Here is an 18,049-nt window from a genome sequence, read left to right on the forward strand (position 1 = left end):
TCAATCTGCCAAAGCTCGTTCGACTGCCTTCTGGGAATGGATTTCGGTCGTATCAAACACCGGAATAGTCACATCCGCTTGCTGGATCAACAGACCAATCTCTGTACAGCCCAAAATGACTCCTTCTGCACCTGCTTCGATCGCTTGATTGATCACCGTAATAAATTGTTCCTTGGACTCAGCCAAAATTTTGCCATGACACAATTCGTCAAAAATAATCTGATTCACGCTCTCAATGTCTGCGTCCTTAGGAATCCATACATCGATTCCGCTATCTATGATTTTCTGTTTATAAAACTGTTGCGTCATGGTATATTTCGTCCCTAAAAGAGCGACTTTTTTGATTTTTTTAGACCGCAGCTCCGCAATCGTCGCATCAGCGATATGCAGGATCGGGATTGATAAATAGTCCGCGATTTGCGGGGCAACCTTGTGCATCGTATTCGTACAGATTAACAGAAAATCAGCCCCTGCTTGTTCCAAGCGCTGTGCCTCCTTGCCAAGGATCTCACCGCTCTTTTCCCATTCATTTTCCACCTGACATTTTTCAATCTCCTCAAAATCAACACTTGCCAATTTGATTTTTGCGGAGTGCAGTCCGCCTAATTGTTGATTGACCAGTTCATTGATCCGGGTATAATAAGTCACCGTACTTTCCCAGCTCATTCCTCCTAATAATCCAATCGTTTTCATCCTTCCACCTCTTCCTGCTTGATTATTTCTCCATTATAGCAAGAAACAGGTGTCCGCTCCTATTTTTCGACGACCAAACAAAGTGTTTCTGATTCAGCTGTATACGAAGTCCCGCGAAGATCGCCAAAAGCTTCACTGCCAGCAAAACCACACGCACTCAATTCTGCTAAAAGCTCGTCAGCCGCAAAAACCGTTTCCCAGATAAAAAATTCCTTGACCGCTTCGGGATACAGTAAATAATGCTGGTCCAAGTAGGTGTTCGTTCCTGGATATCTTTTCTGTGCGGATAAATGCAGACAAGCTTCCTTCGTCCAAAAATTATTTTCTTCCAGCTGCCAAGTCTTTGCAGCCTCAAAGCTTTTATATTTCTCTGGAGTAAAGACATCAAAAATGAAGCGTCCGCCCTTTTTCAACGCCCGATTTACCTTCTTAAACAGACGCTTTCGGTCCTCTGGTGAAAAAACACCTAGATCACAATAAATCAGAACAATCACATCGTATTGTTCACTGCCTAAATCTTCTGCCAAATAATTTCCGCATTGATAATCGATATCGTATTTTTTCCCATCCGCTGATTCCTGCGCATAAGCGATACTCAATTCTGAAAAATCAATTCCTTTTACGTGATATCCCGCTTCAAAAAATTTCTCCGCGTAGATTCCAGGGCCGCACCCCAGATCCAATAACTGCGGAAAATCCTGTGCCGGGCATTTTTTTGTCAGCCACTCCATCGAGCGCTTGATATATTCAGCATTTCTAGTAGCGCCATCAAATTCGGTATCCAAGTGAGCGGCTAACATTTGTGGTGCTAAATGGTCATCCAGCCAAATCGAATCTTGACTTTGGCTAAATATCGGTACATTTCTCTTAATTTTGTTGATCATTTTATATTCCTCTTTCCGACTGACGACAATCCAACAGGCAACAAAAAAACGTGGAAAATTTCTGCACAACAAATAAACTGGCTTTTCTCGCGAAAATTTTCAGTTTATTTGATGTCAGAATACTTTTCCACGTTTCACTAAATTACTTCAGTTGCGTAATGAGTAGTGCGCCGGACCAAAATCGCCTCTTGTCTTTTTTCATGTGATTGTCGTCAGTAATAGTTTAGCATAAATCCATAAACAGGATCAATCACCCGAAATGATTGATCCTGCTATTTATGTGGCCATCTGCCCCGCTTGTTCTAATGCTTCTTCAAGCTGTTTATATTGTTCCTCAGACAAATATGGTTTATAGGTACTCTTGAACTGCTCGATTTGCTGTTGTGATAACTGACTTCCATTGCGTCTAATCACTTCCAGCAGATCGTTGAAATCCTCTTCAGAGATCATCGTGCTGCTTTTTTGAGCATCTTCAATGATTTTTTGGAACTCCTCCATCGAGACCGTATCGGCTGCTTTTGGCAATTTGATCTTTCTATCTGATTTCTTCGCTTGATTATTCACTGTCATATCCAGCTTAACTGTCATGTCCTTATTTTTGACCGCAAGCTTCATAACGCTTTTTTGCGTGTGCTTTTTCGTGTTTAAAGTAATCGTCTGCTTATAGCCAGTTACATCCTTAAGCTTTTTCTCTAGCTTTTCAGCATCCTTCTTTTCCTCTTTGTCGCCATTTTCTTTTGCGTATTTGACAAAGTTCTGAACATCCTTCTTAGTGAAAGTCCGTTTGATCGTATCCTCCTGCTTCTCAAAGGAATCTGGGTCTAAGGTATTCAGGTAGTCACTGAACAGCTGTGAATTGAGGGTTCCGCTAAGGGTATCTGCATCTGTCTTAGCATCGCCTTTTTCTTTTGATTTTTTTTGATCATCAAACAGGTATTTTCCCTTTAAATCATCAAATTGCTTCGCTTCAACTGGAACATCTGGATTGAAGGCTTTGATTGTATTTACCAATTCCGGTATAAAATCAGTACTTATATAAAGAGATGGCCGTTTCCCATCGACGTACAGCTCAATAGGGAACTTCTCTCCCAGACCATCAATCGATAAATCCATCGCCAACAATTTTTTCTTGAAATCGATCTGATAATTTCCTGACATTTTCGTCCCGCTGATCATTTTTTCTATCTTATAAATCGACGTACGCGTTTGTTTATCCGCATCCTCGCCTTCAATTGCTACCCTATCGATCACAGCCGAATATTCCCCCGCATTCATATCCCCCTGCTTTGCTAACTCTTCAGAAAATTCCTTCTGTGTCTGCTTTTTACATCCAGTAAAAAAGACTAGAGCTACCGCCAAAACCATAATCACTCGAAACTTTTTCATCTTACCAATCTCCTTCTATAAAAAATGAAACCCTTTTTATGCATATTCTTAATCTCATCATATAGATAAGGATTCTTGAACACAAATTTTTTTGATTATATGGTTTAATAAATTTGAATGTGAAAACTATTCCTGCTTCCTTTAAATTGACCCAAGAAAAAAAGAATAATTTCATTATCTGACTGTTGCAAAAGTTCTCCTTACCTCAATAAAGTCACGACACAAAACCCGTTAAGACAATATCTTAACGGGTTTTGTGCTGAGTTAATAATTTATCCAAATTGCAAAGCATTGATCGTTTGTTCTGCATCACTCAAAATATCAGAAATAATTTGTTTAGCTGGTTTTATTTGATTGATCAAACCTGAGGCTTGGCCAGCCATAACCGATCCATTTTCAATATCTCCTGCGGCAGCTTTTCGTGCGGAGCCCATGGTCAATTCTTCTAATTGTTCTCTAGGCATGTTTTCTTTCTCCCATTGAATATACTGATTGATCATTTTATTTTTCAAGCTGCGAACCGGTGCGCCGCCGTTTCTGCCTGTCACAGCTGTGTCCATTTCTTCGGCATTCACTATAAATTCTTTGACGTTATGAGGAATTGGACACTCCTCTGCCAGCATAAAGGCCGTACCCATTTGAAGTCCTTGAGCGCCTAATGCATAGGCAGCAGCCATTCCTTTCCCGTTTGCAATTCCTCCAGCTGCTATGACAGGGATATTAACAGCTTCAACTACTTGAGGTAATAGAACCATCGTTGAAAGCTCCCCGATATGACCACCTGCTTCAGAACCTTCAGCGACCACCGCATCGACCCCCAAGTCCTCCATTTTCTTGGCAAGCTTTGCACTTGGAATAACTGGAATCACCTTAATATTTGCTTCTTTAAAATCCTTCATATATTTCTTCGGCGTCCCAGCACCAGTTGTCACGATTTTTACACCTTGTTCAATCACGACCTTCACCATATCAGGAACATTCGGTGCCATCAACATAATATTTACAGCGAATGGTTTATCGGTCAATTTCTTACAATTGATTATTTCCTCACGTAACTGCTCCTCGCTCATTCCACCAGATGCGATGATTCCCAAACCTCCTGCGTTTGAAACTGCTGCAGCTAATTGGTATTTTGAAACCTGTGCCATGGCACCTTGAAAAATTGGGTATTGGATTCCTAAAAGCTCTGTGATTTTCTTCATGATTACTTTCCCTTCTTAATTTAAAATTTTCTCTTTCGTTTTGTTAGAGGCATAATTCTCTAAAAAGACTTTTGATGCTTCCATATCAATTGTAAAAATTCGATCTTGTTCAACAAATGATACATGCTCACGATACGCAGCGAAAAAAGATTTGGTCGCAATACCTAAAGTCAATGACTCTTCTTTTAGTCGCAAATCAACAGCCTGACTTGCATGCATCATTTCAACTCCATAGATGTAATTAAGGCTTTCGTTGATTTCCAATAGGCGTTGTGCGGCTTGCAAACAGTTCGTCCCAGTATCTTCAACACCTCCAGCAACAGGTTGGACATTCAAAGATATTGGATTCGCTAATGCGACGATCTCCCCATGCAAGGCAACGATCGGCACATGCAGAGAACCAAAACCATGCCCTTTATTTTCAGGAACAGTCAGAAAACGCGGCAATCCTGTAAATTCTGCCTCCTCTAAACGCAGACAACGTTGGATCACATTGTGAGAAACATGGCCTAGAGCTATACTTAAACGTTGCACCGCTAGAGAAATCGGCAACGATTCAAAGTTTGCTGACGGGAATATTCCTCCAAAAATATTTTCTGCTTCCACAAAATACTGTGCGATTTGATCGAATTCTCTATACTCTTCACTAGCCCCTTCGATCACACTTGGATTATCATCTGAACTGTTGATTTGAATAAATAGCAGCTCCTCCAAATCACTTAATGCGCGCTCCGCTTCGGATAATGTATAGACCGTCGTTCGATATGAAAGCGGGTCCTGCAGCGGACGACTTCTATTTCGCTGCCACAAATAAGAGCCGTTCAGAGCGTCACGCATTTTTTCCGCAGTCTCTGCCAGCATAGGGAACGGACGAACACCTATCGGCTGTGGCAGGATTGGGGCGATGTTGCCATTCAAACCTTCTAAACTTAACCCAAAAACCAAAGGACTAACATCTAACGTTTGTCTAACATTATGAGCACCTTCAAGAGCATAAGCTGTCGAAATACTATTATTAGATAAAATGGCTAGCCCATCTTTACCAACAGGAACCAATGCTGCTAAACCATTCACGTCCAGCACCTTCGCTCCGTCAACAATCTCTCCTTGATAATCCGCTCGCCATTCCCCCATCATCACGAGCCCTACATGACAGGCCAGCATGATGTCGGCTTCTCCCATACTTCCACGACTTGGAATACAAGGAGTAATCCCGCGATTCAAAAATTCAATATACAGCTCAACCACTCTAAACTGAACTGCCGATTGTCCATTCAACATCGCATTTAAGCGTATAACCATGGATAAGCGAACCAAGTGATTCGGAATCCATTTCCCAATACCGGCTGAATGCGACCGCAGCATTGACCGATTAAATTCTTCTGATGCTGCTAAAACCTCTGGAGACAACTCGCCGTCCGCATCGAATAATTTTTGATCTTTATTTAATCCAACCCCAACAGTTAGTCCATAGACCGGCGTACCTGAAACTGCTCCTGCCATTAACAACTCGTAGGAATTTTTTACCCTTTGTGCTGCTTCATCAGTAATTTTGACTTCAGCATCTTCTTTTGCAACTAACCAAGCAGCTTCTAGTGTCAAATTTGACCCATCTAATACGATTGTTTCCATTTTTTCACTCCTATTCCTTTAAGGATATTCTTTAAAATTGCCTGCCATATTTTGCTGCAGCTAAAACCCAGTAAAGGATTTTCTTCACCCATTTCAGCAGCATTTACTTTTTATCGTCTTCAAGTTTTTTATTGATTTGTTTTAGAGAGAAGGCTAGGCCAAACCCAATTACTGCAACAACAATTCCTGCAATGAACGCTGACGTGAAATCTCCGCTGTTTGCTTGTCCGATAAAGGCTGTCAAACGAGGTGCTACGAAAGCAGCGATAGAGAAACCTAGAAAGACAAAGCCATAGTTCACTCCCTGATATTTCGAACCAAAATTTTCAATCGTCAATGGTGACATCAAAGCAGCGACACCGCCTTCACAAAGTCCTAAACCAATCAAACCAATCCCAAACCCAACAGTCGCCTTAATAAAGGCCAAACTCATCAAAGAAAGAGCAATAAAGAAAAAAACTAACATGAAGGTATTAATTCGCGTTAATTTATCTGAAAGTGCCCCCCAGATAACCCGCCCTATACAGTTAGACATAGCATACAAACTAACAAAGGTCGCTGCAACCATTGGTGTCAAATCAAACATATTTTGACCAATATCAGCTGCATTAGAAGAGATCACCAACCCTGAGAAGCAGCCAGTTGCATACAATAGCGCAACAATATAAAAACGCAGGGTCTTGATCATGCCTTTCCAATCATAATTCACTTCGACAGTCGCCGTTGCTTCATCCACAGAATCTGCTGTTGAATCCTCGATAGGAGCATTTTTAATCAATGCTGAACAAATCAATGAAAAAACTAAGAAAATAGCGCCTAACTGAATAAATGTATTCCGAACACCGCCTTGTTCAATCAACCAGCTGCCTAGTGGTGCAAAAATCATCGTCCCAGCACCAATCCCCGTGATTACAATCCCAGAACACAACCCTCTTTTATCTGGGAAAAAACGCTGTGAGTTGTTTACACAAGCAATATAACCGAGATTCAACCCGAATCCCCCCATTAATCCGTAGGTTATATACAGTTGCCACAGCTGAGTAGAAAGTCCTGCCAAGGCAAAAGATGCCGCTAATAATAATGAACTAAACAAGATCAACTCTCGGGACTTGCCGTTATCAGAAATCCTTCCGCCAATAATAATCGGCAAAGGAGATATACCAACAGCAATCGTAAAAGCAATCATCACATCGGGAACTGACCACCCATTTGCTGCTGCCAATGGTGTAGAGAACACACTAAAAGCATAGATCCCACCTTGACAAATAATAATTCCGACTGAAGCAAATAAAACTACCCAACGATTTACTTTAACTTTTGCAATATCTTTAGTTTGTTCCATGATCTTCCTCCATTAATTTTGCTAATTGACCCCAATTTTCCATAAATAACTCCGCAGGCATTTCTTTCAATGCCCCTGATACTTGCACTTCAAAATCCATTTGATCCAATACATCCTTCTTCAAATCAACCCCAGGCGCTATTTCACTCAAGATGAGCTGGCCATCTTGTAAGACGAAAACAGCCCGCTCGGTGACAAATAATACCTCTTGCTTGGTTTTAGTTGCGTAATGTCCATTAAATGTAATTTGATTTACTGCCTTGACAAATTTTTTATGCTTCCCTTCCTGCAGTATGGTCAATCGACCATTTTCCACAACTGTTTTTAGCCCACCAGCAGTAAAAGTTCCGGCAAAAACCAATTTTTTAGCTGTCTGGGAAATATTGATAAACCCTCCGCAGCCAATGACTTGACTACCCAACTTGCTGACATTGACATTCCCCATTTGATCCACTTCCGCCAATCCTAAAACGGATAGGTCCAAGCCGCCGCCATCATAAAAATCAAACTGTTCATGATGATCAATAATCATTTCGCTATTGTATGCATGCCCGAAATCCTCCAGACCTGCAGGAATGCCGCCTATCGTTCCGGCTTCTGTTGTCAAAATAATCTGATCATCTATCGCTTCTTCTGCTGCAACAATCGAAACATTCACTGGAATTCCAACTCCTAGATTTAAAACGGTGCCCTTTTGTAATTCCATCGCTGCTCGACGCGCAATTACTTTGCGATTATCCAGAGGTAGTTTAGGAACACTTCCAAGCGGAATCTTTACTTCACCACTAAACGCCGGATTGTACGCTGTCGTTCCAGTTTGAAAATGATTTTCAGGTTCTGAAACTACCACGTAATCCACTAAAATACCCGGTACTTTTACGTCTTTCGGATGCAGCGTACCATTTTTCACTACACGTTCAACTTGAACGATTACTTTTCCGCCACTATTATGAACTGCTTGCGCAATCGGCAAAACCTCCATGTGTAGACCTTCTTTTTCCAAAGTCACATTGCCATTCTCATCTGCAAAGGTTCCTCGTATCAATCCGACTTGTAATGGAAAAGCCGGATAAAACATCCACTCCTCTCCCAATAATTGGATAATTTCAACTAAATCTTCCGTTGTGGCCTCATTCATTTTCCCACCTTCTTGCCGAGGATCAATGTACGTTTCTAAACCAATCTTGGTAATCAAGCCTGGTCTTTTCGCAGCAATTTCTCGATACAGCTGCGCTAAAACACCTTGGGGAAAATTATAGGCTTCGCAGTCATTTGCCTGAATCATCTCAGAAAGTTTGGGAGAAGAAGCTTTGACGATTCCTCCGATCCATCTTTTTAACAAGCCTTTGTGGGAAAGATGGGACATTCCTTTTTCTTTTCGATCCCCCCAACAGCTGGAATGAATGACCGTCAGTGCTTGAGGACTTCCGGTTTTAATAAATCGCTCCTCAAGCGCTAGCGCCACTTCTTCATTTGCACAAGCCAATTCGAAACCGCTAATTGCTATAGCATCATTGTCCTTAATTAACAAAGCAGCTTCTTCTTTGGTGATTATTTTCACTTTGATATTCTCCTTTCATATCCTGTATTAAAAACACTTATTTTCTTCTTTCAGCTAAAAAACTTATTTATAGTGAAATCAATCACATTAGCTTCTACTTTTACATTAGCAATTGCTGTGCCAAAAAATAAACCTTGTGTTTTAAACAAAAAAAAGAAAGAATAGTCGTCAAAGTGTAATGGAATATTACACTTTGACGACTATTCCTATCCTTCTGTATCTTTTCTTTCCAATTTTAGATCTCGTATTTTTTTATAGATTAAAGGACGACTTACCTGACTCTCTTCTGCCGTCTTGCTGATGTTGTATCGATGTTTTTCTAACTGATAGCGAAAATAGATTGTTTCGACATAATCAACAAACTCTTGATAAGAATATACCTCCGCCAATGCCTCTAGCCGATCCTCTTCTACTTTTTTTTCATCAGTATTTTCTTGCAAAGCTAACGGTAATTCTGCTGTGACGACGAGATACTCAATATAATTTTTCAGTTCACGAGCATTCCCTAACCACTGAGAAGTCATCAGATGATGTAGATGAGACTTCGTTAGCTTTACATCTGCATCATATTTCTTATTGAAAGATGCTAAAAAATGATTAGCCAAAGCCAAGATATCTTTTTTTCGTTCTCTTAGAGGTGGTATCGTGACAGGAATCGCATTGATCCGATAATAGAGATCCCGGCGAAATTTCCCCTGTTCTACCAGTTCGAACATGTCTTGGTTTGAAGCAGAAATCAATCTGAAACTGACAGGAATTTCCTCCACACCGCCGACTCTGCGAAGACTCATCGTTTCCAAAACTCGCAAAAGCTTCGCCTGCAACTCTAGCGGCATCTCTGAAATCTCATCTAAAAATAGAGTCCCACCATCAGCTGCTTCAACCAATCCTTGCTTGCTTTTTTCTGCTCCAGTAAAGGTTCCTTTTTCATAACCGAAAAATTCAGATTCAAAAAGACTCTCAGGAATTGCCGCACAATTGACTGCAACAAACTTATTTGCTGCGACCGTACTATGCTGATGAATAAAATTGGCAACAACCTCTTTACCAACCCCTGATTCTCCCAATAACAGTATTCTGCTGTTATACGCCGCCACTTGTTTGCACACCCTTATGATCCGTTTCATTTCATTGCTTTCAGCAATTATCGGTGTTACTAGTTCAACTGGTTCATCCTCGCTGGCTGATGCTTGAGAAGCGGCTCTACTGGAAAGCTCTTCAAACTCTTCTTGAGATAATGGTTCAGACTTAGTGACCACTAAATGTAACGTACCGTCTGGATAAAAGATTGGTGTTGCTTTTGATAATATTCGATAGCCTGCTTGTGTCGTTAACATTACCTCAGAGTTTTCACCCGATTTCAATGTTTCAATCGTTGCGGAAGCGTTATAGACCTCACTGGCAACTAAGTCGTAAACGTTTGAGTTTAGCAGCTCTGACAAAGAAAGTCCTAGTGTCATCGCAGTAAAGTCATTTGCCAGCAGAATATTTCCTTCACCATCGGTAACAAACAACGTCGTTATATCATCCGACATCAGCTTCGTTAAGGTTTGGCTCATAGTTTCACTCCTTCCTTACCTTTTTTTGTTTGATTTCAATTTATCTATAATCATTGTGACAAAAATCACATATTCAGATTCAATACAAATGGTACTATATCATGGTTTCATTTCGGCGTCTATTTAACTTTTTATTTCTGCTGTAATCAATGTACTGTTTATTAAAAAAAAAAAGCATTTATTCCATAGAATAAGCGCTCTTTTTACTCTCATCACAACCCGAAAACGATTGATAATAAAAACGAAGCTCTTCACTCAAGCAAATAATGCAGCAGTCGTTTCGGATCATCATAAAAGAGCTTGCTTTCCTGAAAAGCGATCGTTTCCTCCAACGGCAGTTTTTCTAAGCCTGCTTCAGAAAATTGATAGATCGCAGCGTTCGGGTATGCCATTAGAATCGGCGAATGGGTGGCGATAATCAGCTGACTTCCAGCTTTAACCAACCGATGGATTTCCTGCAGCAGTGTGTACTGTCGGCTTGTAGCCAATCCTGCTTCCGGCTCGTCCAACAAATAAAAGCCTTCTTTGCCAAAGCGATTTTCGATGATGGATAATAATCCCTCTCCATGCGAACGAGTATGCAGGGACTTTCCGCCATAAGAAGCAAAAGCTAGATCGCCATCATCCTCCGCCATGGATTCTATTTCCGAGGCAACATTATAATACGTCTCTGAACGCAGGAAAAATTTTGTTTTAGGAAGATTTCCTTTTCTAACCAAGCGGATAGACTCGTGTAAATCAGAGTGGCTCTCCGTCGTATGGAAATGAAAATTTTGACTGCCGCCTTCTGGATTTATCCCATACGCGACTGCGATCGCTTCTAGGATCGTCGATTTACCAGTGCCATTATCTCCAGATAAAAAAGTGACTGGCTGTTCAAATGACAGACCCCCTCTATTCAGAATTTCTTGAACAGCAAAAACGCCAAAGGGATAGGTTAATTGCTTTTTCTCTAGCGGCTCCATCAACTTTAGTTCATGAACAAACATCGCATCCTCCTTATTTTTGTCCTAATTACCTTCTATTTTACATGGTACAGCAAGTAAAAAATAGCTATGATTGTTGATATGGTATGATGTTTTTAGCAGAAGCATAAAAGGAGGAAGCATCAATGGGCAACCGTTGCTATTTGACAACTGAAACAACCCAGATTTTCGAATCAAATAATAGCCTGCCGACATTTTGGCTCATGGGCTTATCGTCAGAGCACTTGGTCCTGCTTTCTCAACAGCTCGAAACCTATGAACTAGCTGAAACGCTCTCGCAGAAGGAATTCGAACGTCGTTTAGCGGAAAAGCAATTCGGTGTGATTGACGTATCCTTCGAAGATTTCCTGCAAAATCTTGATTTTCACTCAGAATATCTTTCAGCCGTCTACCCAGACCTGCTTCCGCTCTATCACGATTTCCAAGAGCTGATTGCTGAAGAAAGCAGCTACTCTGATAATTTGGAGCTCATTTACCTAGACTATCTTCTCTTTTTGGAGGACACAGCTGATTTACTCGCAGCATTTATAGAATTATTTGAGGCAATGAATTCTTTTGAAGAGACAAGCTGGATCAATGAGGAGGATATTTTAGGTTCGACGATTGGCTACGATGACTTTTCCAATCACCATGGCCACTATTTAAGTGTAAAATATCAACCCGACAATCGCAGCGCGGATGAAGAGCCGCCGCTCTCAACTAAGGCAAGCTTGTTTTATCAACTCATTAAGAGTGGTTTCTTTTTTACGCTTTCTTTCATTCTGGCTATAGGCAGCATTTGGATGATTCTGGATTCAATGACACGCATTGCTGGTGTTGCCGGCGGTCTGCTGTTTGGTATGGGAACTGTGATTTTTGGCGGAAATTTGAGACATGATTTGAAATCCTTACGAGAAAGAAAAGGAATAGAAAAAATCAACGATTAATTGATAAGCACCACAAAGAAGAGTTCCTCCGTATCAGTGGAAGAACTCTTCTTTGTTTATTCCGTAATCAGACAGTTCAATGATTTCCCATATTCTTTCACGACTGTTTCAGCAATTTCTTGATCGATCTTTCCTTCTTTTTCAAGTTGATGGATCAAGCGGATAATCTTATCATTCTCTTTGCGTTCGCCAACGCGAATTTTCTGAATAAGCTTATCCAACTGCTTACGTATGGTTGGATAACTCGTTGAGTAAATGGATGCTAATTTTTTTATTGATCCGGATGAAAGGATGAAGCACTTTACAAACTCAAGTTCCTCATCATTCAAATCTGAAATCCAACTTGGCTCCTCATTCATTCTCATAACTCCCTTCTTTTCTACCATTAACTAGACTTTTTTTCTTTTCCCGAAAGCGACTAATCCGACCATCGCTAAGAAAAATAATCCTAGAATAACTAAACCTTTACTGTGGACACTTCCTGTTGAAGGCAAGCGTTTGGAAACAGTTGTATTATTTCGATAAGTGGTTTGAACATTGGTGCTGGTGGAATCCCCTGTCTCAGGCAACCCAATAGGATCATTTTGCTGGCTGATCTCTTTTTTACTTGGTTGACTATTTTTTACAGAGAAATCAATCGGTGTTTCATCTATCTGGTATCCTTTTGGTGCTTTTGTTTCAATCAATTGATAATTTCCATCAGTCAAGTTTTTGATGATTATAGATCCGTCTTCACCAGTAACGATTTTTTCTTTTCCTGCTACGGTCTTTCCTTTAGGATCAACTAACTTGAACTCCGCACCAGCCAATGTTTTTCCAGTTTTACTATCGATTTTCTTCAATAAAATCTCACCCGTTGGTATTTTCTTTTCTGGAGTATACGAGTTCTTGAAGATCGGAATATCTCCAGTTTTGACGTTTTCATAAACCGCTGTAGCTTCTAGTTTTCCAGATTTTTCTTCAACGGTCACAACTACTTTATATTGTGTGTCATCGTAAGTTATACCCATTTCTTTTTCTGACGGGATTACTTCCGAGATTGTGTACTCATATGTGCCCACTTTGTCGTAATTGATTTCTGTGAATTCGACTTTTCCTTGACCGTTGTTTTTAACTGTCTCATCTACGTTATCGCCTTTCAACTTAAAGGTGAACTCATTCTCTTTCAACGTACGACCGCTTAACTCTTTTTGAGCCTCTAGTTTGATACTTGTTGGCAATGCTTTATAGGTATTTTCGAAGATTGGTACTTCACCAGCTTGAACATTTTCGTAAACCGCTGCGGCTTCTAGTTTTCCAGATTTTTCTTCAACGGTCACAACTACTTTGTATTGTGTATCATCGTAGGTTATACCCATTTCTTTTTCTGATGGGATTACTTCCGAGATTGTGTACTCGTACGTGCCCGCTTTGTCGTAATTGATTTGATCAAACAAGACTTTACCATCTTTATCGTTCTTCTTCGTTTGATCGATACCATCTGCACCTTTTAAGTTAAAGCTGAATTCGTCAGCTTTTAATGATCGGCCGCTTAATTCTTTCTTCGCTTCTAATTGAATGCTCCCTGGTAATGCTTTATACGTGTTCTTGAAGACTGGTACCTCGCCAGTTTTTACGTTTTCGTAAACCGCTGTGGCTTCTAGTTTTCCAGATTTTTCTTCAACAGTAACCGTCACTTTGTATTTCGTCTTGTCATAGGTCATGCCGTTTTCTTTATCTGTCGGCAGAACTTCAGAAATTGTGTACTCATATGTTCCGGCTTTGTCGTAATTGATTTCTGTGAATTCGACTTTCCCTTGACCGTTGTTTTTAACCGTCTCGTCTACGTTTTCGCCTTTCAAGTTAAAGCTAAAGTCGTTCTCTTTCAACGTACGACCGCTTAACTCTTTTTGAGCCTCTAGTTTGATACTTGTTGGCAATGCTTTATAGATATTTTTGAAGACTGGCACCTCGCCGGCCTGAACGTTTTCGTAAACCGCTGTAGCTTCTAATTTTCCAGCTTTTTCTTCAACAGTAACCGTTACCTTGTACTTCGTCTCATCATAGGTCATGCCGGGGACTTTTTCTGACGGTAGAACTTCGGAGATCGTGTACTCATGGACACCTTCTTCTGTATAGCTGATTTCATCAAATAGAACCTTGCCATCGGCAGCGTTTTTCTTTGTTTGATCAATGCCTTCGCCTGTCAGCTTGAAGCTGAATTCATCTGCTTGTAACGTACGACCTGTCAGTTTCTTCTTTGCTTCTAACGAAATTTTTGTTTCTAGCTGATTTGTAGCGCTTTTGTTTTCCAGTGTAAAGGTATGGTTGACCTGATCTTTAGAAATGATAATCTCATGTTTTGTCTCATCCTTCACATAGCCATCCGGTGCTTTACTTTCTACTATGACGTAGGTTCCATAACGTAAATTCGAGAGATGATCAACTTCAACGCCATCTTCAATAATTTTGTCGCCTTTTACTTCAATATCAGAAAACATCAATGTAAGATTTCCTTGACTATCTTTCCGGTAAAGATCGAAAAAGGCGGAGCTTGCGGTGATTAATTGATTGCTCTCATCTACTTTTTTAAATTTCAATGACCCGTTTTTCCCACTTGAAGTTCCTTCGCCATCAGTAGACTTAATCGTTACAGATGTCGTCGTTTCATGGAATTGAATATCTTTTCCAAATAAGGAGGCGCTATTTTTGACGATTTCATTATTTTGAATTCCCGGATCAAGCAGCGTCTGATAGTCGATAATATAGGGTGTATCAATTGAATCACCTAAATCGATCGTCAAGGTTTGTGTTCCTTCTATAGAATCTGAAGTAACGGTCGGCTTCTTGTCCTCAGCGAACTCAATCGCAGGTCCGTCCTTAACAAAAGTTTCTGAACCGTTGTCTTTCGCTTTATACACCTTTACCACTACATTTTTATCTGCATCATAGACAAATGATTGTTCATTGATGCTGACGGTATCAGTTACCGTCGGATTGATGATCTTGTGACTATCTTTATTTAAAACAACCGACCAATTGATTAATCGATAGTCATCTCCAGTAGCTTGAGTCCCCTTTTTAGTGATCCATGAATCCTTATCACTTTTTTCGACCATTCCTTCAACTACTAAAGGTTTCGTGTCTTTCACAGTCATGGTCGCTACATTTTTATATTTAGGAATCTCATCTGAAGCTTCAGCCGAAACAAAAATCGCAAAGGTACTCTTCGTGTCTTTTGATAAAGTAATGACAGGAACTCCGTCGACTAACTCATACTTGTAGTCAACATCCTTTTCCCATTTTCTGCCTAAGCTAGCTACTTCAACTTTATTTTTTTCGATGTTCACATCATAGATTACTAGCTCCTTAAGTGTCTGACCTTCTCCTAAGGCTTCTTTAATCGTTGTATCTTTTGGAATTGTTGTTTTCCAAGTATTGAACAAGGCGGTCCAATAAACACTATTTTCACCAGCCGTTGTTTCACTAAACGGGTTGGCATGAGAAAAAGCCGAAGTGACTTCTCCACCTTGTTCAAGGTATTTTCCGTATTTCACCCCGTTATAGGCGAACTTAATATCGACCCATGTGGCGACTTCAGCACCATCGGTATGTGTTCTTCCATCTTCACCCTCATATGTGATTATGGCGCTGTTGTCAAAGCGCAATATCGCTCCTGTTTCGAACTGCTGTTGCTTATCCACAAAATAATGGGTGGAATAGTCGATCGTAATTTGATTATCCGTTGTGCTGTAGCTGCCGATCAGTTTAATAATGAAGCCAGTAGAATACTCTGAATCACCATCGATTTTCTCTAATACATAATCACTATTTCTATTTAAAAGCTTATCTGTTGTTCCATCATTCGCTGTGACCTTTAAAGTAGATTCGATCAATTGAAGGGCACTCTTATTGGTTCCTGCCAGCGTTGCGAATTTATCTGTGATCACAGCATTTTTCATAGAAATTCGATTTTTATTAAAAACCACTTGCCAGCCAATCGTATTGTTAGAAAAATCCTTGTCGAGTGCTTTTTTCTCTACTCCAAGCGTCCCATCGACAGTCGGCTTTTCTCCACCAGAAACCACTTCACTTTGCGTTCCATCAATTATCATCGCCGTATTCATTAGATCCGTGTTTATTGGTGTAGGTACTTCAAAGCTTTGGGTGGAATAGGTAACTTTGTATACTCCCTTTTCCTCAAATTTCAAGGTAAAGTGTACATATTCCCCATCCTTCTTCTTAAAATCAGCCGAATCTTCGGAGAAAGACCATTTATCAGTCAAAACTGCCTTTCCATCTTGATCATATTTATAGACCTTGATACTGTCTTTTATTAGATAATGGTTCGCCGTATTCGGATCGCCATACCGGGAATACATCCAATCCTTAAGCTCACCGTCAGCATTCGTATAAGTAGCCTTGACCTCCCAGTTGAATTTCCCCGTGTTCAAGTCATAGTCCGTACAGTATTTATAATTATCCTTGTCAATAAAAGACACACTAGCTTCAGATGAGTTTGAAATAAAGTTATCACCAGTAATGGTTGCCTTGTTTAAAAACTCTTTCTTTTCTTTATCGGCTACTTTCATCTTTAGGATTATCTTCACTGGTTGATTCATAATCCCCGAACCGAATTTATAAACATAATCATCCTTATCTTGCCATGCATTGATGAAGCTTACTGGAGCGAGCTCCCATTCATCGTTATCATTCATGACATAATATTGATGGAACCAGACAGTTAATCCTTCCGGCAGGTGGTCTCTTACTATTACATTTCTCAAATCACGTCTGTCCTCATTCAGTGTAATTGTCCATGTAACGGTATTATCCGCTTCGATAATTCCTTTTTTATTAAGGTCCGCCTTCACTACAGGTATCGTGATCGTGATCTCGTCATCAGCGTCATCCGTAATATTTGTTGGTATCTCAACGATTTCTGTATCCGTTTCAAGCTTCAGTTCTGTTTTTAGGTCAATCGTTCCTTGACGTTCACTCAAGTTTTCTGGCTTATCATTGAAGGTGACTGTCAAAAGACCATCTAAGCCTAATGTAAATGAGCCTAAAACATCTCCACCATCATTCTTCAATATATCTGTCACTATATTATGGACAGAAAAATAATCGGGCAATTGATAGGTGTAATGGTCCCCATCTTTAATTAGCACATCGTTGTCTAAAATCCAGTCAAAATGAATGTTGATATTCGCGTCTTTTACTGCTGGGTTCGTTTCACTGAATTCATTTCCTTCGAGGTCAGTGATTTTGATATTGTTAAATAGGTCAACACCGCGAGCATTCAAATTTGGCTCATGAGCTCTTGGCTGAAGCTCTTTGGTTTCTTTGACCTGATTCAGCGGGTCATCCTCAGGAGCTGATTTTTTAGCATAATACAAAGTACGGTGAATGTTGTTGCCAAAATCAATAGTTTCTGTTTCTAGATCTTCTGTTGTGGGTTCAGCATTTAATTCCAACAGACCTTCGTAAAATTTCACACTGGTAAAATCCGGTGCGCGGCCGTCGTCTGTTTCCTGATAGTTTTTAGTGAATTGGAGAATCAATTGTTGATTCATAACTTGGTAATTCCCCATCTCTCCCAAGCTGCCAGATTGTTCTGGAAAATTTAGATTATCCGGCAGGTCGACAGCAACCATCGTTCCTTCTTCGATCAATGCGGCCTGGGCCAATGACCAATTCAATTTTGTTTTTATTGTTTCTTTGGGCTTTATACGAGTGTCTTCTGTGATTTCCTGATCGTCTGAATTGGTCATCAGCGCATCGTTGATGACCACACTCGCTTCTTCCGTCGTCTCTGCAAAGATCGACAGTGGAAAAATACCAATCATCATTCCGCAAATCGCTGCTAACGACCATAATTTTTTTAATCGATTCATCC

Annotated in this window: 12 protein-coding genes; 1 reads left to right on the forward strand and 11 read right to left on the reverse strand. The window is 40.3% G+C overall.

Annotated elements, in window-relative coordinates; translation table 11 throughout:
- The 9 genes from IGI67_RS09275 to IGI67_RS09315 form a co-directional block, all read right to left on the reverse strand.
- A complete protein-coding gene (locus tag IGI67_RS09275; protein ID WP_429957504.1) occupies nucleotides 1–693 on the reverse strand; it encodes an aspartate/glutamate racemase family protein in 693 nt (230 codons plus the stop codon).
- Between the two features lie 59 nt (nucleotides 694–752).
- A complete protein-coding gene (locus IGI67_RS09280) occupies nucleotides 753–1,577 on the reverse strand; it encodes a class I SAM-dependent methyltransferase (RefSeq protein WP_429957505.1) in 825 nt (274 codons plus the stop codon).
- A 276-nt stretch (nucleotides 1,578–1,853) separates the two neighbouring features.
- Nucleotides 1,854–2,963, reverse strand: coding sequence for a hypothetical protein (locus tag IGI67_RS09285; RefSeq protein WP_429957506.1), 1,110 nt, complete (start codon nucleotides 2,961–2,963; stop codon nucleotides 1,854–1,856).
- Nucleotides 2,964–3,235: 272 nt separating this feature from the next.
- Nucleotides 3,236–4,165 (reverse strand): nitronate monooxygenase, encoded by a 930-nt coding sequence (locus tag IGI67_RS09290; protein ID WP_429957507.1) that lies wholly within the window; start codon nucleotides 4,163–4,165, stop codon nucleotides 3,236–3,238.
- A gap of 15 nt (nucleotides 4,166–4,180) precedes the next feature.
- Nucleotides 4,181–5,797 carry an HAL/PAL/TAL family ammonia-lyase gene (locus tag IGI67_RS09295; RefSeq protein WP_429957508.1) on the reverse strand — a complete coding sequence of 539 codons (1,617 nt, stop codon included), beginning with the start codon at nucleotides 5,795–5,797 and terminating at the stop codon, nucleotides 4,181–4,183.
- 103 nt (nucleotides 5,798–5,900) lie between these two features.
- A complete protein-coding gene (locus IGI67_RS09300; protein ID WP_207109149.1) occupies nucleotides 5,901–7,139 on the reverse strand; it encodes an L-lactate MFS transporter in 1,239 nt (412 codons plus the stop codon).
- The gene (locus IGI67_RS09305) at nucleotides 7,126–8,700 is read right to left on the reverse strand and encodes an acyl CoA:acetate/3-ketoacid CoA transferase (RefSeq protein ID WP_429957509.1); all 1,575 of its coding nucleotides are present in this window, start codon (nucleotides 8,698–8,700) and stop codon (nucleotides 7,126–7,128) included. The genes IGI67_RS09300 and IGI67_RS09305 overlap by 14 nt, the downstream gene beginning before the upstream one ends.
- A gap of 206 nt (nucleotides 8,701–8,906) precedes the next feature.
- Nucleotides 8,907–10,259, reverse strand: a complete 1,353-nt coding sequence (locus IGI67_RS09310) for a sigma-54 interaction domain-containing protein (protein ID WP_429957510.1) — start codon at nucleotides 10,257–10,259, stop codon at nucleotides 8,907–8,909.
- A gap of 251 nt (nucleotides 10,260–10,510) precedes the next feature.
- Complete coding sequence (locus IGI67_RS09315) at nucleotides 10,511–11,248, reverse strand: AAA family ATPase (protein ID WP_429957511.1); 738 nt, start codon at nucleotides 11,246–11,248, stop codon at nucleotides 10,511–10,513.
- Nucleotides 11,249–11,370: 122 nt separating this feature from the next.
- On the opposite strand from IGI67_RS09315, the gene IGI67_RS09320 reads away from it, so the two are divergent.
- Nucleotides 11,371–12,171 (forward strand): hypothetical protein, encoded by an 801-nt coding sequence (locus IGI67_RS09320; RefSeq protein WP_429957512.1) that lies wholly within the window; start codon nucleotides 11,371–11,373, stop codon nucleotides 12,169–12,171.
- 56 nt (nucleotides 12,172–12,227) lie between these two features.
- On the opposite strand, the gene IGI67_RS09325 is transcribed toward IGI67_RS09320, so the two are convergent.
- Both IGI67_RS09325 and IGI67_RS09330 read right to left on the reverse strand, forming a co-directional pair.
- Nucleotides 12,228–12,530, reverse strand: a complete 303-nt coding sequence (locus IGI67_RS09325; protein WP_429957513.1) for a DUF2089 family protein — start codon at nucleotides 12,528–12,530, stop codon at nucleotides 12,228–12,230.
- Nucleotides 12,531–12,560: 30 nt separating this feature from the next.
- Nucleotides 12,561–18,047, reverse strand: coding sequence for a Spy0128 family protein (locus IGI67_RS09330; RefSeq protein WP_429957514.1), 5,487 nt, complete (start codon nucleotides 18,045–18,047; stop codon nucleotides 12,561–12,563).
- Nucleotides 18,048–18,049 lie beyond the last annotated feature (2 nt).

Origin of the sequence: Enterococcus sp. AZ196, assembly GCF_050498845.1 — a bacterium.
GTDB classification, from domain to species: Bacteria; Bacillota; Bacilli; order Lactobacillales; family Enterococcaceae; genus Enterococcus_A; species Enterococcus_A murrayae.

What these genes read in the sequence shown, in the direction of transcription:
- IGI67_RS09275 (WP_429957504.1), bottom strand. Translation starts at nt 693, where the DNA reads ATGAAAACGATTGGATTATTAGGAGGAATGAGCTGGGAAAGTACGGTG.
- IGI67_RS09280 (WP_429957505.1), bottom strand. Translation starts at nt 1,577, where the DNA reads ATGATCAACAAAATTAAGAGAAATGTACCGATATTTAGCCAAAGTCAA.
- IGI67_RS09285 (WP_429957506.1), bottom strand. Translation starts at nt 2,963, where the DNA reads ATGAAAAAGTTTCGAGTGATTATGGTTTTGGCGGTAGCTCTAGTCTTT.
- IGI67_RS09290 (WP_429957507.1), bottom strand. Translation starts at nt 4,165, where the DNA reads ATGAAGAAAATCACAGAGCTTTTAGGAATCCAATACCCAATTTTTCAA.
- IGI67_RS09295 (WP_429957508.1), bottom strand. Translation starts at nt 5,797, where the DNA reads ATGGAAACAATCGTATTAGATGGGTCAAATTTGACACTAGAAGCTGCT.
- IGI67_RS09300 (WP_207109149.1), bottom strand. Translation starts at nt 7,139, where the DNA reads ATGGAACAAACTAAAGATATTGCAAAAGTTAAAGTAAATCGTTGGGTA.
- IGI67_RS09310 (WP_429957510.1), bottom strand. Translation starts at nt 10,259, where the DNA reads ATGAGCCAAACCTTAACGAAGCTGATGTCGGATGATATAACGACGTTG.
- IGI67_RS09315 (WP_429957511.1), bottom strand. Translation starts at nt 11,248, where the DNA reads ATGTTTGTTCATGAACTAAAGTTGATGGAGCCGCTAGAGAAAAAGCAA.
- IGI67_RS09320 (WP_429957512.1), top strand. Translation starts at nt 11,371, where the DNA reads ATGGGCAACCGTTGCTATTTGACAACTGAAACAACCCAGATTTTCGAA.
- IGI67_RS09325 (WP_429957513.1), bottom strand. Translation starts at nt 12,530, where the DNA reads ATGAATGAGGAGCCAAGTTGGATTTCAGATTTGAATGATGAGGAACTT.
- IGI67_RS09330 (WP_429957514.1), bottom strand. Translation starts at nt 18,047, where the DNA reads ATGAATCGATTAAAAAAATTATGGTCGTTAGCAGCGATTTGCGGAATG.